This is a genomic window from Brevibacillus brevis (assembly GCF_031583145.1).
GTDB lineage: Bacteria > Bacillota > Bacilli > Brevibacillales > Brevibacillaceae > Brevibacillus > Brevibacillus brevis_E.
In genome coordinates, this window is record NZ_CP134050.1 from 4,090,205 (window position 1) to 4,111,644 (window position 21,440).

Sequence of the window (21,440 nt, forward strand, 5' to 3'; positions counted from 1 at the left end):
AGTTATTCTTTTACCCTTAGTAAGCGTAATCCGTTCAACGTAACGATAAGAGTCGCTCCCATGTCGGCAAAGATGGCAAGCCACAGTGTGAGCCATCCTGGAACAATTAACAGTAGTGCTACCAGCTTAATTAAAAGCGAGAAAGCAATGTTTTGTTTGATGATACTGAGTGTTTTTCGACTCAAATTAATTGTAAACGGCAGTTTGGTCAAGTCGTCGGCCATTAGTGCGATATCGGCTGTTTCTAGAGCCGTATCGGTTCCGGCACCACCCATGGCGATCCCTACATCAGCAGTGGCAAGTGCCGGCGCGTCGTTGACACCATCGCCCACCATTGCTACTTTCCCATGTGCTTTCAGCTGTTTAATGGCCTCCAGCTTATGCTCAGGCATCAGTTCCGCCTTTACCTCATGAATTCCAATCCGTTTTCCAATTGCCTCCCCGGTTGCACGGTTATCCCCTGTAAGCATAACGGTTTTCGTTATACCCAACTCTCGAAGTTTTTGAATTACGTTTTTACTGCTTTCCCGGACTTCGTCGGCAACGGCAATTAGGGCAAGTATCTCATTTTCCGTTCCGAGTACCATAACCGTTTTTCCTTGTTTTTGCAAACCTTCGATTTCGGCTTTTATTTTTTCGGTTAGGTTCGACGTATTCAACTCGGAAAACAAATTCGGACTGCCGATGTAGTACAGTTCCCCTTTTACTTTTGCCTTTACCCCTTTACCAGTAATGGATCGGAACTCTTCTACTTCGGATGACAAATCGACGTTTTCGTTTTCAGCTTTGCGGATAATTGCTGAAGCCAGTGGATGTTGGGACCCTTTTTCGATGACGGCTGCAATAGCCAACAATTCATTTTTCTCTTGACCACCATAGGTGATAAAGTCCGTAACCACTGGTACCCCTTTCGTCAAAGTTCCTGTTTTATCAAAAGCGATTGCAGACAATCGTCCTGCTTCCTCCAAATGAATGCCACCCTTAATCAAGACACCGTTCTTTGCGGCATTCCCAATGGCAGTGACAATCGATACAGGTGTGGAGATCACCAGCGCGCACGGACATCCTACCACTAGTAACGCCAATCCTCGGTAGATCCACTCACCCCAACCGCCTCCAAGTAGAAGCGGAGGAACAACAGCAATGCCCAGTGCTAAGATCATAATCGCTGGCGTGTAATACTTTGCAAATCGGTCAACGAATGCTTGAGACGGAGCGCGTTCCGCTTGCGCTTCTTCCACCAAATGAATAATCTTGGAGATCGTCGTATCCTCAACCCGTTTTGTTACTTTGACTTCAAGAAGCCCCTCTTCGTTTAGCGTACCTGCGAACACTTCATCACCAACGGTTTTTGTGACAGGTACAGATTCCCCTGTAATAGCAGCTTGATTGATGGTGGATGTTCCTTTGATTACAACCCCATCCATGGCAAGTTTCTGCCCTGGTTTGACGATCATAATGTCGCCCACTTGGATGTCGTCCACATGAACCATTAGCTCTTCGCTACCACGACGGATTAACGCTTCTTTCGGAGCGATGTCCATCAACGAACGAATGGATTGTCGAGCTTTTTCCATGGAGTAACGCTCCAATACTTCACTGATCGCAAAGAGGATGACTACTGTTGCTCCTTCACCCCATTCACCAATCGCCGCCGCCCCTAATATGGCTACGGTCATGAGAGTGTTCATATCGAACTGGAGACGGAACAAGTTTTTAATCCCTTTAATGAAAAGCTCATAGCCGCCGATGAGAATGGAAGCAGCATAGACTACAGCAGTAAGGACATGTTCTTCCCCGAATTGCTGACCCAACAGGTATCCAAAGAGTAGAAGGACAGCTGAAAGCACTACTTTACCGTGCGCTTTCCAGAACGGTTCTTTCTTTTCTTCAACCCGTTCACTTTCGGATATAATCTTCAGATTTTCAAATGCCCCTGCTTTTTCTAGTTCCTCGACAGTTGCTTCTCCAAAAACAGTTACCTTCGAAGCTCCAAAGTTCACTTGTGCCTCTTGAACGCCAGGCAGGTTTTTGACGTTCTTCTCGAAGATGGCTGCACAGTTGGTGCAGGTAAAACCTTGAACCCGATAGACCTTTTTTTGCTCTGCATTACTTCCCATGGGTCACGACCTCCTGACTATGTGTCGAAGCAATTTGAACAAGCTGTCGTACATGTTCATCTTCCAACGAGTAGAAAACCAATTTCCCTTCCTTGCGATATTTTGCTAATCCCAATTCTTTTAACATCCGCAAATGATGGGAAGCCGTTGCCATCGAAGACCCGATGATGTTGGCTACATCACATACGCAGAGTTCATCTTCTTGGCATAACGCGAACGCTATCTTCATGCGTGTTTCATCCGCTAATACCTTAAACATCTTTGCCATAGTTGGGATGTCTTGTTGACCAAGAGTCTCTTGGACACGACGAACCTTGGATTCGTCATAACAATAAATTTCACATGTATCTTTTTCTTTCATGAAATCACCTCCGACAATCAAACCATCGTTTGATCATTATTATCATAAACCATTATCCTTATACATTCAAATGAACTTTTGAATGTATGTGTGCATAAATTAAAAAGTTGTTAGGATTTACCTAACAGCATCTAATTACTTTTAAGTGAATTATGTACAATCTCATCAAGATATAGGCAGAACAAATCGACTTGCAGCAAACATGTTATCTATCCTATCTTACTCTCCAGCTTATTGACTCCCTTCTTTCCCACGCCTCCAGCAATGTGATGTCGTCCGGGGCTGGATCGCATCCACTCGATACTCTTTTCCCGAGCCAACGCGGCCAGTACCTCCATCACGCCGCTACGACTGCGCCCGGTTTTTACGCACAGCTCATCCACTGTCGGCGTGCGCCGACGACCAACGGAAAAGTTGGCGATAATGCGCAAAACCTTTCGCTCGATGTCAGACAGCATGGAAGCTCACTCCCAATGATACGAACATTTGTTTGTATTATATGCGAACAAGGACGAACATGCAAATAAAAAATCTCCACATTAGTGGAGCATCGGTAAGTTATTTTCCCTGGGGTCTAACAGTTTTGGAGACCATCCAGGTCCACCGTCAAGAAACATCAGCGTGCCTCTTTCTCCCCAATCGAATTGAACTCATCCGGCGCAGCTGTCTGCTTTCCAGTCTGGGCCGCTTTCGGCAACGAGAAGGACACCACTCCGTCTCGATCTGGCCGAGGTCGCCTTTTATTGGTTGCCACGCGCTGTCGTTATCAACCGATCAAAGAGCAGACGCCCTTCTTCATTCCTCGGGTCCTGCGTCGCCCGTTTCCGTTACCAGCGATCCGCCCGCAACTGTCATCCAGGCGACGAACTACATGCAGTCTTTCCGGTGCCCTGGCAAGGCCTCATATCAGAGAATTTACCGAATCGAAAACACCAGTTTTCTGCCTTCCTTCTCGATCTTGACTCTCTCTGAATGCTTCAGCGCCTTTTGGAGAATCATGTACGGATTCGCCCATTCGACTGCCCGACGTTTTTGCAGTTCCCCGTAAAGTTCTGTCAGTGTCAGCGGTGCTGCCGCTTCCTCCAAAATCGTTTCTACCTCCCTGGCTATTCCCGGATAATCATGATGCTGATACGGTTTTCGGGCTTTACCCGCTCGCTGTGCCTGTATCTCATGGGGAACCGCCGATCCACTTGTTGTTTCTCCTTGCTGATCATCCGTGCCAGAAGGTACACCATACCGCTCGTCCAACTCACGGATTCGGTGTAAGATCTGCTTGATCTCCTCCCTCAGTTCTTTGTCTCGTTCCATATACTCTCTTCTTAGAGATAGTCGTTGCTCAAGCAGAGATTGCAATGTCATATGTAGTGCCTGACGTTCGTTAAATGTTGTAGACATATTCGACTCCTTTTTGATTGTTTTTTTTTGAGTAATTTGATATCTTCAATATTTTTTCCTGCGATTCTTACCACAACAACCATCCATACACTGACGTGTAACAGTCAGGTGAACCGAAACAGTATCCGAATAGTACTACGTTTTCGCAGCAAAAACAAAAATCGAGTGCCCATTTCCTGGACACTCTCAACCTTCTTGAATCCTTTCCCCACGCATGTACATTTTTTTCGCGTGGAAGAACGTTACGTGTGTAGACAAGGTTCGCTCCCCAAACAGTTCGTTCAAATAACCAGCCACCGCCTGCGCAGCAAACCGATTGGTAATTAACCTCTGTGGCTCAGACGCGATCACCTGTGAGCAGGCCATTTCAGAGGGAGCGATCTCGTCCTCATCCTCCAATATGTCCGGAAAGCGGCCGGCCACCGGTTCCAGAAACGTTTTTCCGTTCAATCTCAATCCGGCTACTACTTGTCCTGTCCATCCAGTATTCGCGTGACGCTGCTTCTCCTCCTCCGTCCACTCTTCTCGTGGCCGGCGGTCACGAGGAACCCAGGCAGCTTCCACTCCCACATCGATGTAGAGCAGCTTTTCTTGACTGAGAAAGTAACTGTGCATGACCTGGCGTATGTAGTTGTTATCCACTGCGCCGATCAAAATCGGAAGAAAAAACGTGTCCCAACTGTAACAGCCTCGATAATCCGTAAACTGAAACAATCGGTCTAACGTTCTTTCATCCTCAATGTACCGTTCATCAAACGCAGCGATCGGCACTTGATAATGGCTGCGGTAGCGGTTAGCCAGTACCGCAGCTTTCTTCTGTCCGACATCCTTTGGTATAAAGAGTTGATTGGCCAAATTCTTTTGTTCTACCGTATCCGGATCGGCCACCAGGTAAAACCCCTGTACCTTGAATATATTCATCATTTGAGCGCATTGCTGCAGAATATATCCGCCATTTGCGCCTGCGCCGATCTGAACGATATAGTAAAAGATCTTCTTCCGTTCGTTAAACCGTATCATCGTCTCCCGCTCCTTTCACGGACACTTGAGGAAAGTCCAGGTTCGTCGGAGACTCCAACGGTGATTCAAAGACAATATGGGGATTGATGATCAGATACTCCCCGTCCAGACACGTCCTCACCAGAATTTGCGGGAAGAAATCCAGCACCCTTCCCACAACCGCATAGAGGATCGGCGCCTGCTCAGATCGATCATCTTGGGAAGAAAAGTAGGCTTCCATCGTATGGTGAGAGTGGATTTCCATCACTTTCACGACGTTTTCCACGTAAGCTACTTGCTCAGTTGGTTCACACATGTCTCTGCTCACAATCTGTGCCGGTATCACCAGTCGATACCCTTCTTCTCCCCAGTAAATCTCTCCATGAACCTCAGCGCCATATGTCCGGGCGAAGTGGCGGGCGACAACCAAAAACTGCGTCAGAATCCCCCAGGGAATCCTGGGGTATTTTAGACGCACACCTTCTACCAACGTCGGAACACTAGGAACCTTCCGAGCCCTTTTGCAGATCGTTAACGCTTCTGTTTCGCGGATATGGTACATATGACCATCAGCTCCGGGAACGTACATGTTGGACCGGCGGTTTGCCACAGCATCCTCCAGCTTCAGATAGATACCATGTCGGCGTTCCAAGAGCATGCCGCTTCCTTTCTTTCGTGCGGTTAGAACAGGGATAATCATATTCTTTTCCTTAATGAATGTCATCGTTGTTAACTCTTCAGTTAGTTCGCCAAAGTCGTTCTCCAACCGCTTCCGCACGTCTTCACCAGTAATGTTCCTCAATTTCACTTCGGCGTTGTCTCCTGTAGTTTGTTCATCAGTTGGAGAACTGTCTGGAAGACCATTCGTGATTTCTTCCGGTGTAAAGTAATCGGTCAGAGGAATGTTCTCCCCGCCATACCGGATGATCGTCTCGGTGTTTAGTTCCCATGTTTCCGGTTCACTTTTCGTGACAGATACAGCCGTTTTCTTTTGGTCCTTGGAAGCTACCCGTGATTTCGTGGATGCCGTCGTCTTTTTGCCTTTTCCTGTGTCCTGGATGGCCTCCGGTTCCTCTTCTCCTAAAAAGCTGAACAAAGTTTCTTGAAACAGTTTGTCAGTCATGCTTTCCATGCCTCCTCTTGGATTCATTTCAGTAGAGTAGAGAACTGAAACTTTTGGGCGACCATATGGTCGCCTTACTCATTTCAGCTCCCCCTCATCAAACCGTACGTGAGGTTTTCCCTCATACGGCTTTCCGATGCTCTTCTTTCTTTGGCATTCGGTAGTCCTCTCCGGCAAGTTTCACCAATGATCCCCGTGTGGCTTTCATTACCTCCCCGACCCTGGAATGCTTGTTTCGCACATTCCTTTTCTTGTTAACGAATAGCGTCAGCCTTTCTATTACATACCAATCAATTCTGTTTAACCATCTTGCTGCCATAGTTGAAATTGAATAGTAGTTCTTGAATCCCTTAAGCTTTCGATTAAGCCCTTGTACCACCTCATGCAGCGACCAGTACAACTTGCTGCGCGGTTCGGTGTACATCTTAATTTTCCGTCTCATTTCTTTCATTGCTTTCTTGCTTGGAATATGTGACATGGCATATATCCTTTTTCCACCTTTAATGAGAACGGGAAATTTTCGATGATGAAAACCGAGGAAGTCAAAGCCTGCGGTATTGTCCCAGATATTGACCAATCGAGACTTTTCCTTGCTAAGAGTAAGGTCAAGTTTGCTCATAATGGCCCTTATAACCTGGATGCTTTCCAAGGCATCCTTTTTCGTCTTGCACATGACCACGAAATCATCGGCGTATCGAACTAATTCGCCAAGATGAGAAAATTGTTTCTCCCAGATTGTATCCATGTAGTTGAGGTAAATGTTCGCAAGTAGCGGCGAAATTACTCCTCCTTGCGGAGTTCCCCAATCCGTTTCATGGAACTGTACACCTTCCATGACACCTGCTTGCAGCCATTTTCGAATCAGTTTTAGTACTCTGCGGTCAGAAATCCTTTGCTCAACCAGTTTCATCAACTTCTCCTGGTTGATGTTGTCAAAGTACCCCTTGATGTCTACATCAACTACCCAATACGCCTGTTTGCTCGCTTTTCTGATTTGTGCAATCGCCTGGTGGGCATTTCGTTTCGGTCGGAATCCATATGAACAATCTTTAAAGTCCGCCTCAAAAATTGGCTCAATGACCATTTTGGTTGCCATTTGGACAACTCGATCTCGTATCGTCGGGATGCCAAGCGGTCTTTGCTTCCCATCCGCTTTCGGAATGTACGTGCGTCGAACTGGTGCTGGATGGTACCGTTTTCTCTTTAGGTCGAGGTAGATTTCATTGAGGAATTTACTCTCTCCGTATTCATGTACAATTCTTCCGATTGTCTGTCCGTCCACTCCGCCGCTTCCTTTGTTGGCACGCACTCTGCGCCATGCTTCGGCAAGGATGTCAGGACGATACACCTTGTCATACAGAGCATGAAATCGCCGTTTTGGGTGTTCCTTGGCACAAAGATATAGGGTTGTCCAAAGTTGTCGAGCTTTTACATCGGTGTAGTTAGCAAGTTTACTTGCATTCACTCACTCTTACCTCCTTTCAACCCATGAACAAAGCAGGGCTCCTTTCCTCCATGGAGTTTTGTTGTCTCCACTTCTCTGGTACTATGAGCCCCTCCGACTCCCTCTCTGCCGTCCACCACTTCCCTTACGGTTATAGGTTTCCGCTTTACACTCCCACGGAGTGTGCAAAGTAGGGTCTCCCCAGTTCCGTTCCTTACTTTCTCAGCATACCGTTCCCCTTACCCCGAGAGGTTCTTGAGTGCTGCGATCCAAGTTCTACACACCTTCCATGGCCTTCGCCCATTTCCACCAGGCTCGGCTCCTCCTTGTCCATCTTACAATGGTCTTTCTTAACGAGGCGGCAGGATTCACTTTATGTTACGGTCTGCTGATTTGCTTGCACCCTTTCGGGTTACTTTGTCACAGGGCTTCAACCTTAGGATCTCTCCACCAGTTGCCTGTCAGCTACGAGGCGACTTGGCTCTTACCTCGGTTGGACTTTCACCAACTAGCAATTAACGGCTCGCTGGGCACGCAAAAAAAAATAAAGACTATAGCTTTCGCTAAAGTCTTTGATCTACAGTTCTTGGCAGTATTGTCCAAACGTTCGTTGCTTGGATGTTAACCATTCCTCTGGAAAATCCTGCCCTTGCATGCGATTGTATAGCTCCCGCAAATCACTGATCCCGGATTCGTTCCGGTTCGTGTTGTAATAGCAGGTAGAACTGGGAGCCGCAAAAAAGACCTGGTGCATAGTAGCAAGTTGAGCCAAGTCTTTGATAACCGGCAACGTATTTCCCCCCATACAAACCACACCATTCGATACATTCGCGTAAGGAAACTTGTATAGTTCGGTGTCCTCGCGAATCCTCCCCTTGTCCTTGACGGCCAAGATGTGCAGCTGTTGAATGCGACCATCCCGGATTCGGTACCCAAACAACATCCGCGGGAATCCCACCTGTTCAAAAGTGGTGTTGTAATAGGCAATGTCCCATTTTCCTTTAGGCACCTCGATAAATACCATCTGGATCTTCTGCGCTCGATTAATCCAAATGTGTTTGACACAGTTGACGGGCAAGGTAGGAGTCTCGATACGTATCGCCGGATTTTTCATCCGTTTTCTTCCGATGATTTTTCGTAGTCGTTTCCGTTTCTGAACCCCCAGGATTCTCATTGGCTTTAAATTCTCCGATTCAGAATTTCGGATGGACTCGACAAAATCATCAAAACTCATCACGTATTCGTCTACCTTTACGCCCTCCGATGAGGTAACCTGGACAGTACAGTATGGTGTGTGCTGCGTAAAATCATCACTAAACTTCACAGTAAAATGCAGCATACCTCGCACCTCTATTTCCTTTTAAGTATTGGGCATACACCAACAACCTATCGAGTAACTTCCTGATCTGGATGAGCTCTTGAATGAACTGATTGAAATAGGACGGACTTTCGTGGATCTCGATGATAAAGCCCATTTTCTTCAGTTCGATGATCATCTCAGCTCCCGTCCAGTCGCAGACAACTCTCTTATTCCATCGGAGCTGTCTTTCGACCCATTCTTTTGTAAACACCCCAAGAAGTTCTTCGACGTCTGGACATAGGATGACAAACTTCCGGATGTCATATGACCCGTCTTCCTCTTCTTCCTCAGCGCAAGCACCAAACAGTCGCTCCGTTGCCTTCATAAAGATATCTCCCCCCATGTTTTCAAACGCATAATCCGTTACCCAGCACCCCATGTCGGATACCCGATACCCAGCATCGTGAAGGAGCTTTAACGAAAGCAAATTATCCAAGGACGACTGAATGACTTGGCAATCCTCGATACTAAACATATCAATGCTCTCCCTCAGATAAAATCGTCTTCTTCTGCATACTGTTTCTTCCTAGAATGAAGCAGTGTGTAAATGTTCTGCGTGCTCCTGACATACTCATAGATTACGTTGTACCAATTGGCCCGCTCAGTTTCTTCATCATAGATGTCTTCCATCGAATAAAGAGAATGGGCTTCATTGTACACGTAATCCAGTTCGTCCAATGTAAAGCTGTCGAAATCGACTTCCGATGCATCGGCGCCGGCATACAGGTATTCGACGATGCGAAACATACCTGGAGTTTGCCTACGTGGACTATTTGATGAGATGCTGCGAACCTGAAGTTGTTTTAGGAACTCATTGGTTGAAAATCTCCTTTTCTTCATCGCTAATGCATCCTTTCAAAAACACAGAAGGGGAATGAAATCCCCTTCTGCTCTGTAAATTATGCCGATCGCACAGGTAGTATTAAGGCAAACCCTGGTTCATTACCTGTTGGCCGGATGATAATCGGTGCATTTGCTCCTGATGCTTGAAACATGACTTCTTTGGCCTTCATATGGCGTAACGCTTCCAGAAGATACTTCGTGCTGAACTTCATCTCCAAAATATCGCCTTCGAGATCCGAGATAAACACTTCCTCCTGCACTTTTCCCATTCCCTCCTGACTGGCCGAAATGAGAAGAGAAGGCATTGCGGATGGTATCACCTGTAAGCGACACATATTGGCTTTTCCTTCTTTGGAGACGATACTCACCCGTTCCATTACCTTGACTAATTCATCCCGATTTGCCACAAATGTTGTTGAAAAATTTGTCGGGACTACCCTGGATGTTTCCGGGTAGGTACCAGAAATCAGTCGTGATATATATGTCACGTTTTGGTGCGTCAATCGCATCGAGTTTTCTGTGCAGTGGATGGTGACCTTATCGGCAGCATCTTCAATTAGCTTTATCATCTCTACTGCAGCGCTCGCAGGCAAAATCATCTTCGGTAACTTCAGTTCTTGATCCAGTTGCACTGTCCAAGAGCTCAGCCTATGAGAATCCGTTGCGACAAACGTTACTCCCTTTTCCTTGCTAAAGATATGGATGCCCTGCAGGGTGGGTCGCATTGACAATACCGAGCAGGCGTACTCCAAACGTAACCCGTTTGCCAAATCCGCTGCTTGTAACTCAACACAAACGCCGGTATCGTCCAACGAAAAGGATGGGTACTCATCAGCTTTCATCGTCTTTAGCTCGAAAGTCGATTTCCCCGCGGCAATGGAGATTTCATTCTCACCCATTTTCAGTTGGATCTCACCCGCCGGCAGCTTACGCACAATGTCCAGGAATATTCTTGCCGGTACGACGACCGCACATGATTGAGACGATGAGCAATTGTTTTCCTCCGTTATCCGGATGGTGTTATCCGTATCCGAACCGGTAATGGTCAAAGATTCTCCCGTGAAATGGAGATGAAAACCGGTTAGAATCGGAATCGTCGTCTGTTTTGCAACTGCTCGGTACGCTTTCGACAGATCAGCAACTAAACGGTCTGAATCCTTGATCACGATTTTCTTCTTCATGCTTCCTCCTACTCGAACCGGGGCCGAGTGGCCCCATAGTTCGAGCCACACGTTTTCTTACCCCGGTGGTAGGTAGAATCATTTTGGCAAATACGTTACCTTACCGTACTAAAAGTACCTCTGTTCTTTTAAACTAATATACTTTCCATCCCCGATAATGACGTGATCAAGCAGGCTAATACCAACCACCTCTCCTGCTTGCCGCAAAATTTGCGTGATCGAAATGTCTTCCTTACTTGGGGTTGGATCTCCGCTCGGATGATTGTGCAGACAAATAATCGATGCCGCGCTCCTCTTGATCGCCTCTTTAAAAATCTCACGGGGATGCACAACCGATGAATCCAAACTTCCTATAAAGATCGTCTGCTTACCGATTACACGATTTTTTGTATTCAGAAACAGACATATAAAATGTTCCTGCGTTAAGTACCTCATTTCAGGCATCATAAGTTCCGCTACATCACGCGGGAGACGAATGGAAATCCTTTTCTCTCTTGGGCTGGTTACATATTTGTGTGCCAATCCAAAGGAGGCGACGATCCGCTGTGCTGCCATTTCACTGATAGACGCAAGTTCCATGATTTCTTGGGCAGACATCGAAGCGAGTTGTTGAATCCCGATGCCAGTTAACTTTTGAATGTTTGCAGCATCTGCTTCGTTTCCAATAATGATCGTCAACAGATCGTTCAAATTCGCTTCCTTCGTCCCGTAGAACGTGATGCTTTCTTTGGCTTTTTTGACAAATTCAGTTACGATGAAATCGTATTGAAACATTTCGATTTGCTTCACCATTCCTCCCTACTCAAACCGGGCCGTGTGGCCCAAAGTTTGAGCCACACGTTTTATCGCCTCGGTGGTAGGCGAAATGTAATGTTTTTTCATGCCAGTTAGCTCATCTACATTCGATGTAACTTTCTGGCTTTGTTTCGAGATACAATGTAAACCTACACTCCCTGCAAAAGTATTTTCTGTCAGGATTGTTTTGTTCAGCTTCATCCTCCAACATGATCTGAATGAATGACTTCCTTTCTGCGGTTTTCCGAATGATCGCCTTAAGGGTTGACATGGTAAGGACTCCATTGATTACGAAATGAACCTGATACTGAACCATGAGAGAAGAGCTATCGTCGAACGGTTTCATCCCGCTTTTTAGGGTTGAAAGCAGTAAACTAATCACATTCCAGATTCGTTCGTTTGTTGATTGTCCTACTGTAATCGACTCTTCGGGTTCAATATAGGTTTTCCATAAGGCAGAAGAGACCGCTACCGGAATTCTGATCCCAATCTCTTTAGCCGTATCCGATACGTCGACTAATCTTCCTTCGCATATGGTGTTTATGGCAGGATAAAAGTGCAGAGAATTGCGGCGGAAAACTGCAGAGTTCCACCGCAATTCTGAGGCCATGAAAAAGGCACTTGCCAACATCCCCCTACAAAATCTACCCTTGGATTTGGCGAAAATCTGAGGGAGTGAGAGGAATGTTGAAAGTGCCACAACAACAGTATATCCGATTTTTGCGAGAAGTCGAAGGGTGTTCGATTCAGGAAATTGCGGAACGTGTCCAGGTGAATTGGCGAACCGCCAAGAAATATGCGGATCGCGACGATTGGAATGAACCGGTATGCAAGCGAAAAGGCCGCCATCCGGTGTTGGGACCGTACTTAGAGATTATTGACACATGGCTGGAGGATGATGAGCGTCTTCCACGCAAGCAACGCCATACAGCCGTCCGCATGTTTCAGCGGTTACGGGATGAGTACGGCTTCCCTGGCGGGCAGCGAACGGTATCCGAATATGTCTCCAAACGGAAGAAAGCCATGGCAGCCGAACGAGCCGAACATTTTGAGCGTTTGGAGCATCCAGGTGGAGAAGCTCAGGCTGACTTCGGGACGGTGTACGTGGTCAAGTCGGGAGAACTGGTGGAGCGGAAAGTATTGACCCTGTCGTTTCCGTACAGCAATGCCGCCTTTGTGTTCCCGGTTCCGAAAGAAAACACGGAATGCTTTCTGGAGGCCTTAGGGCGGCTATTTCAGCAAATGGGAGGGGTTCCTCGCAAGATTTGGTTTGACAACTTGTCCGCTGCTGTTGTGTCCATCCAGCAAGGCGGAAAACGAGAGTGTACGGAAGCGTTTCGGCGTTTCTGCGCCCATTACCGCTTTGAGCCCCTGTTTTGCAATCCATACAGCGGCCATGAGAAAGGCCATGTGGAAAACAAAGTGGGGTATGGACGCCGGAACTGGTGTGTTCCGCCACCGGTTATCGATACGCCGGAACAACTGGAGACGTATTTGGCGGAAGCTGCCCGTGCGGATATGCAGCGCCCTCACTATGTGAAAAAGCAAACCATTGCCGAGTTGTGGGAGCAAGAAAAATGCAAGCTGCTGACGCTGCCGACGACACCGCTGGAGATTTTCCGGCTGGAGACGTGCCACCTGAACAAATACGCTGAGCTGTCGTTTGACGCGGCTCTCTTCCCGTTGCCGCAGTGTCGGGCCATGCAGCCGGTTTTGGTGAAAGTCAAGTGGGATGTGCTGGAGGTGTTAACGGCAGACGGGACATATACCCCGATTGTGACATTGCCTCGTCCCTATACGGAGAAAGTCATTTCAGTAGATTGGAAGGCGGTATTGAAGAGATATGAAAAACGCCCGCGGGCGGTGATGTATTCTTCCTTTACCAACATGATGCCTCAGGCGCTCCAAACGTTTTTGACGGTGGAAGACATGAATGCACGAAAAGCACGAATTCGCCTGCTCCATCGATTGCTCGACACCTATACGTTGGAGGAAATCGGGCAAGTACTGGGAGAATTGTCGCATCAGCAAGAGCATCTGGCTGTTGCCTTGGAGCATGCCCTTTACGCGATAAAACACCCTGTTTTCCGCCCGGAACCGTTTTCAGAGTCGCATACACCCCCTGCCCTTCACGGGCAGATACCCATGCTGGATGAGTACGACCGGATCCTGGGGGTGAGGGTGGAATGAGAGAAGAGCTGGCAAAGGTGTGCAAAACTTTGCATTTGGCGCATGTGATGGAAACCTATGAACAGGTGCCGTTTGAAGATCGGGAGAGCTTCTTGCTGGGAGTCTTGCGGATGGAGATTCAACGGCGGGAGGAGACAAAGCTGAAGCGACTGATAAAGAAAGCCGCGTTTCCCCAACTGAAGACACTGGAAGATTACGCTTTTGAGGCAGTCACCTTACCGGAAACATGTACAAAGGAGGGATTGATCGACCTACGTTTTTTGGAGCGCAAGGAAAATGTGCTGATGCTGGGAAAAGTGGGCACGGGGAAGACCCATCTGGCAACAGCGCTTGGCGTAGAGGCGTGCCGAAGGGGATATGCCGTTCGATTCTTCCGTGTTCCCGATCTGGTTGCGCTCTTGCAGGAAAAACACGCGAATGGGGCACTGATGCGGTTTCAAAAAGAACTGGCAGACTGTGAGTTGTTGATTTTGGACGAGGTTGGGTTTGTTCCCTTTCACCAAACGGGGGCTGAGCTGTTGTTTCATGTTATCTCGGCCTGCTATGAGAGAAACAGTGTGATTGTGACGTCGAATTTGGAGTTTGGGCAGTGGAATACGGTGTTTGGAGATACGCGATTGACGGCAGCCCTTGTGGATCGCCTCGTCCACCACGCCCATATTCTGGCGTTTACCGGAGAAAGCTACCGACTGCGCCATGCTCTATCCAGCATGAAGTCTTCCTAAATTCTTTTGTATTGATGTTGGCAGTGTTCTGCATAAATTGGCCGCCAAACTCTGCATTTTTGAGTTGCAAAATACACGCATATGGCTCGTTGGAAATCCTCAAACGTTTCCAATTTCATGACTGGCAATCCTCCCCCTCGGATAAATAAAATAAGCCAGCACCTCCTTTGAGATACTGGCTTACGGTCCTTTGCAGTTTCCGCTGCAATTAATATACAAGCTCTTCTGGTATTCCCTTCTCCGTTATTTCACCTTAGAGGAACGGAATTGCTTACCGGACATGACACGAAAGACACCGTGTTCTTTCATCTGCTCTTCATCCCATCCCGTCTTTTTCATGAGCTTCGTTGCCTCAGTTGATCCCAGCTTGAAGAAATCAAACGGATTCAACCCTTTTTCCCGTATATGTCGGGCAAGAGCTTCCCAATTCCCTTCCCACGAATACGACGGAACAAAATCAAATTGGGTGTCTCCCACTACGACTTTTCCATTTTGCTCAACATACTGCTTTAGCTCTTCCTTCTTGGCTTTCAATATCGCTTCCAAATGTAGAATCTCAGCCGCCAATTGTTGAGCCTGGTTGTGATTTTCTTCTTTGTTTTCTTCCGGAAGATCCACTGGGATTGTTCCTTCATCAACCAACGCTGCCGCTTCGATATCCATCGGTTCATCCCATGGAAAAATCACCGTTTGACCGTTCATGTTCATGCAATATTCCTCCTCCATTTTGATCATGGGAGAAGCCGACCCATGCAGATCGGCTTCTTCGTTTTCGTTCTGTTAGACAGCCACCTTGGTAAGCAGTTCGCCGGCATCTTGTTCCAGCTCCACCCGAGCATCCCCTTGAAGAGTTTGGGCGGCACGGGTCATGGCCTGCATGACGTAGAACAGGTTGTCACCAGGTTCTACCATGTAATTACTGGTGATGGTATCCGTCACGGATTGACTGTATTTTTTGTCCTTGGCGAGCGTTTTGATGAAATCCAGCGGGTTTTCCACCTTGACCTCTTTGGCAGCCAAAGCCCGTTCCAACATGTCATCCCCGGCTTTGACGGCAGACGTAAACGCTTCTGCTACCCGGGCGTACATCTCCTTCTCCCGCAGGTGAATGTGGCGCTGCTTGAACACGTCCCCGTCATTGGTCCAGCGCATCAAGCCATTCGAGCAAACCAGGCGGTATACCATCGGTTGGATCGTAACCGAGCGAGCCCCCACTTCGGAGTTGGACAAATGGACCCCTACCATGTGGACATCCGGTCGACCCTCCAGTGTTCTCCCGATATTTCTTGTCAGATCAGGGAACACAATACGCAGGTGCATGCCGCGCTCATCGCGGTACCAGTATGAAATCCGATGGTCTTCCTCTGTCCCAATCATGGATTCGATCATGCCGAGGAACTGATCATCATCAAACCGACTATAATCCTTGGACAAGGCACCACGAATCATGGGGCCCAGTTGTTCGGACCGAGACCGATACGTACGCAACATCCATTCCTCGTCCCCTGGCAGCCGCTCTGCGAAGTAGTTAAAGTTCGTTGCCCTCAAATCACTTGGGCAGCGGCGCATGAAGCGAGCCGGCAGCTCCAGTTTTTGATACATCTGGTTTTCCGCCCATTCGGTTGCCGGGCTGGTGGCCTCATTCGTAAAGAGTGTCTGGAACGTAAAGTTTCCATCGTCACGCATCCGAATCTGATTGGCCGGTACAACGAAATCTTCCTTTTGCTGTGCTTGACGGTTCAGTTCGTCTAAAATCCGCTTGAAATTTTCTCCTGCATTGTGCATGTAATTCATGATTCATTCCTCCTCAATGAACTTGGTATTTTTTCGTCATGGGACATTCGCGGATATAGCTGCAGTTGGTGCAGCCACTTCCTAATTTGGGCGGGAATGCTATCTCCGGTGGGGTCCCTTTTTTTAGTTCCTGATAAGCGTGTCTCGCCTGATGAATCTGCGTCTTGGCCCAATCAAGGGTTTCCGCAATCGCTTCAGGCGTTACCTGTGCTGTTTTGATTTCATTCTTTCTCGGAAACAGATAAGCGACCTCCGAAGCGTAAAGGCCGGATTGCCATGCGCTCCAAGCATAGAGAAGCAGTTGTTTGGGCTTTTGCATGACCTCATAAACTGCCCAGGATGTTTTCCAGTCGTAAATTGAGAGGGAAAACATATCGTATTGGACAATGAGATCAATCACCACATGGAACAGATCCGTTTCCGTAATGGGAGTGATGATTTCACGCTCGACCGCGACAATTTCCCCTTTGAAAATGTGGGTCTGCAACAGTCGATACGCCTTTATCGCCAACTCCTGCACGTCTTTCGGAATTCCCGTCGGCGGAGGCTGCCGTAAAACAGAAGAAGCAATGACTTCGTGGAATTGCTTCCCGATCGCCATTGCTTCCGTTTCCTTCTCCGGCATCCCCAACACGTACCGGAAATAGTACGCGTGGGGGCAGGAGTCATATTTGAAGAGTCGGCTATAACTCCATTTCCAGGTCACGCCGTTCTCTCCTTCATGTTTTGCAACTCTCGCTGAATGGTCCCTTCCAAATCCGCCGCTTTCTCTTCGTTCCGAATTGCTTCTACAAGTTCGCGAACGATGACATCCGCTCGTTTGGCCCATTCCGCCCACAAATCCTTGGGGAGCTGATGCATCTTCACGGCTCGCTCCCAAAGGCTTTCAATGCCGGTATCTCTCTCGGTTTTCCTGACGAAATCCTCCGCGGCTTTTTCATTCGCCAGGTATTTGCCAAGCAGAAGGACATGGAACGCTTCCTTTGATTTCTCAGACGTGAATAGTTGCCACTCCCGCCATGCCCACTGAAGAACAGCACGTGCATAATTCGGGCTGGTGTGAAACATTTTCCCGTCGATCTTCCCGAGAAAGCCCATCAATTTCCATTGGTGTGCGGAAAGCTTCATTGCAGGATGATCTTCCCATGTCTTTTTCTTCCGCTTTTTCCTTCGGGCGGCTTCATGTTTGGCCTTGTATTCATCGATCACTTCTTGTTCGCCTTTTCCCTCCAGAAGACCGATGAATTTGGCTACACCCCCTTTTTCCTGGCAGCGAAAGCAGTGATACGTATTCTTGACCGGATTCAGGTAAAGATGGAACCCGCGATCTGCTGTACCGACAATCTCTGCGCAAAACGGGCAATGGATGCGAATCTCACCTCTCGGCGCAGCCTTTTGCTGTGCCAAGAGATTAAAACGATCTGCAACGTCAAGGATTTCAGGAAAAATGCTCATGCACTGCGCACCTCCTGAATCTCTTGTCCGCTGCGGCCAGCAATTGCCTCAAAATCTCCCATCGTGCGAGTAAGGAACTTTAACAATTGTCCCCCCATCAAGTTGTTTAAGTCTTGTTGGGCCACCGGATGATCTTCCGGAATCAGGACTTTGCTGCCGTTATGCAGGAACAAAATAAAGCAAGGTGTGTCGTTGATGGCTGTTCCTTGCACATCCGTTACGGTGCCCGTAATCCAACGGGGCGTATCGGACGGAGTGATGGCAGCGTGTTCCTTGTGAGCACCAGATTGATGTTGTGGCGAATGCTTCCCTTCTTGTCCTTGCAGCCGGTTTGACGTCCTTCTGCTTTCGTTCCTGTTGTGACCGGGCGTTCCATTCTCACGTCGTTGGTTGGGTTCATCCGATGGAGCCGCTTCCGCCCAATCTTTCAAGTCCTCAACATCCTGGGTAAAGATACCTGAAGAACGGGTTGCAGAAAGCACAGCGTCAATTAGACCGCGCTTCTTGGCCATCTTCAAAACGGTGTTCCATAATGAGTGGAGATCCTCATTTTCGATCCGGTATTTGATATAGGTTCCGTTTCCGTTCTTTTTCGGAAAACTCTTCTGTACCAAGGAGTTTTTATCAATCCCCCTCGGCAACTCGTTTTCGAAGACCCAACGCCAGCGATATTGACTTTCCATGGTATTGGCTTCCCCAACACCATCAGCAATGGTTACCCCACTGCGACGATGGATCAGGCTAATCGTTACCCGAGCCCGATAGTAGCCGGTATCTCTTTCCGCCGTTTCTTCGATCATTTTTACGATCGGTGAGAACCCATACAGTTCGCATAGTTTTTCGGCACCCGCTTTCAATAGCGTTGGTTTCGCAGTACCTTCCAGAACGCCGTAATCTTGCCCCTCAATCATGACTTCCTTGAAGAATTGCTGCGTCAGATTGAGTTTTTGTTTCATCTCCTGCAAGACAGCGTGCATCTCTTGGTAACTGTAGCCCTCCATCAAGCGAGTTTCCTGTCCATCGATGACCGTCAGTTGGTTATTCATGGAATCTCCTTTCTTCGCCTCTCGGCCAACGTGCTATTGTTTTCTCCCGCACGAGGGATTTTGTGTATACAAAAAGACTTCTCCCGAACCATCAGAGAGAAGTCTTTTTTGTCCTGCGATGACCCATTCCCTAGAACGGCAAATCGTCATCCGTAATATTGATTGGTTTTCCTGAGCCACCGAACGGATCGGCAAATGGATCTCCAGGGGCAAAGGGATCATGGCTTGGTTGCTGATTGCCCGTACGAGTCTCCTCTGCTTTCTCAAGGAAATAAGCACGGTCCGCCACAACCTCCGTCACGTATACCTTTCGTCCTTCCTGGTTTTCGTATGACCGAGTTTGCAGCCTTCCTTCCACCCCAACTTGTCGGCCCTTGCGTAAGTAGGTTGCGCACAGATCGGCAAGTTTCTGCCAGGTTACGATGTTGATAAAATCCGCTTGCCTTTCTCCTTCTTGATTGGCAAACGGGCGATTCACAGCCAACGTAAACGTCGTAACAGCGATCCCGTTTGTCGTGTAGCGCATCTCTGATAGGAATAGGTAAGACTTTGATGTTATCGCCGCCTTTTCCCCTCCTTCACACCGTACGTGAGAGTTTCCCCTCATACGGCGTTCCATCTTGGGTGCTTACTTAACCGATAAGTTCCAGCCCAGCTTTCTTCCGATACTGGTTGATGCGCTTCAGTACCGTCTTTGATGGCATGATTCGTATCAGCAGGTTCCGGATCGTCTCAGGGTCTGTGGCATGTATCAGTCTATGGACAACCTTGTGGATGATTCTGAGGTTGTCGAAATCATCCGTGCCACCAAGATGCTTGGGCAGATAGTGATGGCAGTGTACATCTTCGGCGAAGAGGAACATGCCCGTTATTTCACACTTGCCCATCTTCATGCTGTAGTGGCTTAGGCGGTTGTCCATATACTGTACCGTTGCGTTTGGAATGTGGGACTTCATCAATTTGAGAAGTTCCCATTCCACGTCACCCTGTAGTCGTTTGTGGATGAGTTCTCTACCCTGCATAGTGAATGGGGTTAGTTCTTGTTTGAATTGATAACTGTTCCATTCATGCTGTACGTCTGCCAGCGGGTAGAGATAAACCCCTGCCACCTTGTACGTTCTATAGGCATTCCTATAGAATTTGGTGTACGTCGGTGGCGGGTCTTCGGGATGCTCGTATCTGGAGAGACCCTTGAGCCTGTTATACAGGAACCTGCCTAGGTCGTAGGCAATGCGTGAGAATTCAATGTTTACGTGTGTTGCCTTCTTGAAGTAGTTATGGATTCCTAGGACGAAGCTGTTGTATCGTAGCACATTTTGGGCTGTCGGGGATTTCTGGATGTTTTTGATGAGTTCCTTGGCTTGTTTCTTGATTTGCTGTTTCTTCTTGTCCCGGATGCCCGTGTGCGCCACGTATTTCTTACCCTTTTTGATCGCCCATATCGTGAAACCCAGGAATTCGGATTTTCGTTTCCGAAGGTTCACGATTTGGGACTTTTCGGGGGAGATGTCGAGTTTCAGGCGGTCTTTCAGGTACAGGCGGACGGCGTGGTACCACTTTTGGGCGGTTTTCCAGTCCCGGCAAAGGATTTTGAAATCATCCGCGTAGCGGACGATGTATCCTTCTTTGAGATTGGTTTCCTTGAGGGCTCTGTTTTTCTTTTCGTTGCTGCTGTATTGGTGCCGTGTTCGGAATGTCTCCCATTGTCCTGCTACCCATTGGTCTAAGTCGTTGAGCACAATGTTGGATAGCAATGGGGAGATGATTCCTCCCTGTGGCGTGCCCTTGGTCGGTACTCCCTCACCCTCAATGGGGGCTTTCAGTATTTTCATGATAATGCGGAGCACCTTTCTGTCCCGGATTCCCATGTTCCACATCTGCTTCATCAGCAGGGAGTGGTTGACGTTATCAAAGAAACCTTTGATGTCGATGTCAACCACGTAATGAAGTCTTGCGTGGTTTACGAGGTGTTGCACTCGTGCCAGCGCATGGTGTGCCGAGCGCAGCGGCCTGAAACCATAGCTGTGCTTGTAGAAGTGGGCTTCGGTTATCGGTTCCAGTACCTGCTTAAACGCCTGCTGGATGATGCGGTCAATCATGCATGGGATTCCGAGTGGACGTTTGCCGTTTCTGCCTTCTTTAGGGATGTACACTCTCCTTACCTTTTTGGGTTGGTAGTTGGAGAGTATCCGCCTGACTTTTTCAACCAGTTCGTCCTCTGGTATCCTCTTAATATCCTCGATGGTAACCCCATCTGTGCCGGGTGTGACCGATCCCTTGTTGCTTTTGATGGTGCGGAAGGCAAGGAGGATGTTCTCACGGCTGGTGATGATGTCATAGAGGCGGACGAACCCCTTCCCTTGCTTCGCCTCTTCATGTAGTCTGGTGAAGGTATCGGTCATCCCGTAGTACTCCCAGTATCTTAAAGCCTGCACCGTGGCATTCCTCCTTTCGGAATGTCCCCACGTTCCTACCCGACCTTTGCAGTTCGCTGGAAAATCGGTTCTTGGCGCCCAAGACTGGGGGCTGTTCCTCCGCTCCCATTACAGGAGCTTCATCAGTCGCGCCCCCGCTCTCACGGCAGCAAACGCATTTCGGCTTCCGCC

The 21,440-nt window shown here is 48.2% G+C and carries 22 protein-coding genes; 2 read left to right on the top strand and 20 right to left on the bottom strand.

The features are described 5' to 3' along the window. Window positions 1-2 precede the first annotated feature (2 nt). From RGB73_RS20310 to RGB73_RS30635, 13 genes are all read right to left on the bottom strand, one after another. Window positions 3-2,120: a heavy metal translocating P-type ATPase gene (locus RGB73_RS20310; RefSeq protein WP_122905063.1), complete on the bottom strand. Its 2,118-nt coding sequence runs from the start codon at window positions 2,118-2,120 to the stop codon at window positions 3-5. Further along, on the bottom strand, window positions 2,110-2,481 hold the full coding sequence (locus tag RGB73_RS20315) for an ArsR/SmtB family transcription factor (protein WP_122905062.1): 372 nt from the start codon (window positions 2,479-2,481) through the stop codon (window positions 2,110-2,112). Before RGB73_RS20315 ends, RGB73_RS20310 begins: the two co-directional genes overlap by 11 nt. Before the next feature lie 209 nt (window positions 2,482-2,690). Continuing rightward, on the bottom strand, window positions 2,691-2,939 hold the full coding sequence (locus RGB73_RS20320) for a LexA family transcriptional regulator (RefSeq protein ID WP_238504249.1): 249 nt from the start codon (window positions 2,937-2,939) through the stop codon (window positions 2,691-2,693). 457 nt (window positions 2,940-3,396) lie between these two features. Then, window positions 3,397-3,792 (bottom strand): Rok-like winged helix domain-containing protein, encoded by a 396-nt coding sequence (locus tag RGB73_RS20325; protein ID WP_310764553.1) that lies wholly within the window; start codon window positions 3,790-3,792, stop codon window positions 3,397-3,399. A gap of 273 nt (window positions 3,793-4,065) precedes the next feature. After that, a complete protein-coding gene (locus RGB73_RS20330) occupies window positions 4,066-4,899 on the bottom strand; it encodes a ThiF family adenylyltransferase (protein ID WP_310764554.1) in 834 nt (277 codons plus the stop codon). Further along, the gene (locus tag RGB73_RS20335; RefSeq protein WP_310764555.1) at window positions 4,886-6,001 is read right to left on the bottom strand and encodes a Mov34/MPN/PAD-1 family protein; all 1,116 of its coding nucleotides are present in this window, start codon (window positions 5,999-6,001) and stop codon (window positions 4,886-4,888) included. Before RGB73_RS20335 ends, RGB73_RS20330 begins: the two co-directional genes overlap by 14 nt. A gap of 121 nt (window positions 6,002-6,122) precedes the next feature. Next, complete coding sequence (ltrA, locus tag RGB73_RS20340) at window positions 6,123-7,466, bottom strand: group II intron reverse transcriptase/maturase (RefSeq protein ID WP_310764556.1); 1,344 nt, start codon at window positions 7,464-7,466, stop codon at window positions 6,123-6,125. A gap of 556 nt (window positions 7,467-8,022) precedes the next feature. Continuing rightward, complete coding sequence (locus tag RGB73_RS20345; RefSeq protein ID WP_246005800.1) at window positions 8,023-8,679, bottom strand: prokaryotic E2 ligase family D protein; 657 nt, start codon at window positions 8,677-8,679, stop codon at window positions 8,023-8,025. Between the two features lie 79 nt (window positions 8,680-8,758). Continuing rightward, the gene (locus RGB73_RS20350; RefSeq protein ID WP_122905056.1) at window positions 8,759-9,280 is read right to left on the bottom strand and encodes a hypothetical protein; all 522 of its coding nucleotides are present in this window, start codon (window positions 9,278-9,280) and stop codon (window positions 8,759-8,761) included. 14 nt (window positions 9,281-9,294) lie between these two features. Then, window positions 9,295-9,645: a hypothetical protein gene (locus RGB73_RS20355; protein WP_148039111.1), complete on the bottom strand. Its 351-nt coding sequence runs from the start codon at window positions 9,643-9,645 to the stop codon at window positions 9,295-9,297. 59 nt (window positions 9,646-9,704) lie between these two features. Continuing rightward, window positions 9,705-10,829 (bottom strand): DNA polymerase III subunit beta, encoded by a 1,125-nt coding sequence (gene dnaN / locus RGB73_RS20360; RefSeq protein WP_238504245.1) that lies wholly within the window; start codon window positions 10,827-10,829, stop codon window positions 9,705-9,707. A 108-nt stretch (window positions 10,830-10,937) separates the two neighbouring features. Then, a complete protein-coding gene (radC, locus tag RGB73_RS20365; protein ID WP_310764557.1) occupies window positions 10,938-11,621 on the bottom strand; it encodes a RadC family protein in 684 nt (227 codons plus the stop codon). Window positions 11,622-11,721: 100 nt separating this feature from the next. Further along, window positions 11,722-12,255 carry a DUF6573 family protein gene (locus RGB73_RS30635; RefSeq protein ID WP_396136118.1) on the bottom strand — a complete coding sequence of 178 codons (534 nt, stop codon included), beginning with the start codon at window positions 12,253-12,255 and terminating at the stop codon, window positions 11,722-11,724. Between the two features lie 53 nt (window positions 12,256-12,308). On the opposite strand from RGB73_RS30635, the gene istA reads away from it, so the two are divergent. Next, complete coding sequence (gene istA, locus RGB73_RS20370) at window positions 12,309-13,814, top strand: IS21 family transposase (RefSeq protein WP_024985199.1); 1,506 nt, start codon at window positions 12,309-12,311, stop codon at window positions 13,812-13,814. Continuing rightward, window positions 13,811-14,539, top strand: a complete 729-nt coding sequence (gene istB / locus RGB73_RS20375) for an IS21-like element helper ATPase IstB (RefSeq protein ID WP_023555238.1) — start codon at window positions 13,811-13,813, stop codon at window positions 14,537-14,539. Before istA ends, istB begins: the two co-directional genes overlap by 4 nt. Before the next feature lie 243 nt (window positions 14,540-14,782). Here istB and RGB73_RS20380 read toward each other — a convergent pair whose 3' ends face one another. From RGB73_RS20380 to ltrA (RGB73_RS20410), 7 genes are all read right to left on the bottom strand, one after another. Further along, entirely contained in the window at window positions 14,783-15,247 is a 465-nt protein-coding gene (locus RGB73_RS20380) for a hypothetical protein (protein ID WP_310764558.1), read from the bottom strand. Between the two features lie 72 nt (window positions 15,248-15,319). After that, the gene (locus RGB73_RS20385) at window positions 15,320-16,333 is read right to left on the bottom strand and encodes a DUF932 domain-containing protein (RefSeq protein WP_310764559.1); all 1,014 of its coding nucleotides are present in this window, start codon (window positions 16,331-16,333) and stop codon (window positions 15,320-15,322) included. A gap of 13 nt (window positions 16,334-16,346) precedes the next feature. Further along, window positions 16,347-17,039, bottom strand: a complete 693-nt coding sequence (locus RGB73_RS20390; RefSeq protein WP_310764560.1) for a PD-(D/E)XK nuclease family protein — start codon at window positions 17,037-17,039, stop codon at window positions 16,347-16,349. Further along, window positions 17,036-17,788 carry a hypothetical protein gene (locus RGB73_RS20395; protein WP_310764561.1) on the bottom strand — a complete coding sequence of 251 codons (753 nt, stop codon included), beginning with the start codon at window positions 17,786-17,788 and terminating at the stop codon, window positions 17,036-17,038. Before RGB73_RS20395 ends, RGB73_RS20390 begins: the two co-directional genes overlap by 4 nt. Further along, window positions 17,785-18,834, bottom strand: a complete 1,050-nt coding sequence (locus RGB73_RS20400) for a hypothetical protein (protein WP_310764562.1) — start codon at window positions 18,832-18,834, stop codon at window positions 17,785-17,787. Before RGB73_RS20400 ends, RGB73_RS20395 begins: the two co-directional genes overlap by 4 nt. A gap of 130 nt (window positions 18,835-18,964) precedes the next feature. Beyond that, on the bottom strand, window positions 18,965-19,360 hold the full coding sequence (gene ssb / locus RGB73_RS20405; protein WP_310774450.1) for a single-stranded DNA-binding protein: 396 nt from the start codon (window positions 19,358-19,360) through the stop codon (window positions 18,965-18,967). A 106-nt stretch (window positions 19,361-19,466) separates the two neighbouring features. Next, window positions 19,467-21,269 carry a group II intron reverse transcriptase/maturase gene (ltrA, locus tag RGB73_RS20410; protein ID WP_310764563.1) on the bottom strand — a complete coding sequence of 601 codons (1,803 nt, stop codon included), beginning with the start codon at window positions 21,267-21,269 and terminating at the stop codon, window positions 19,467-19,469. Window positions 21,270-21,440: the final 171 nt, after the last annotated feature.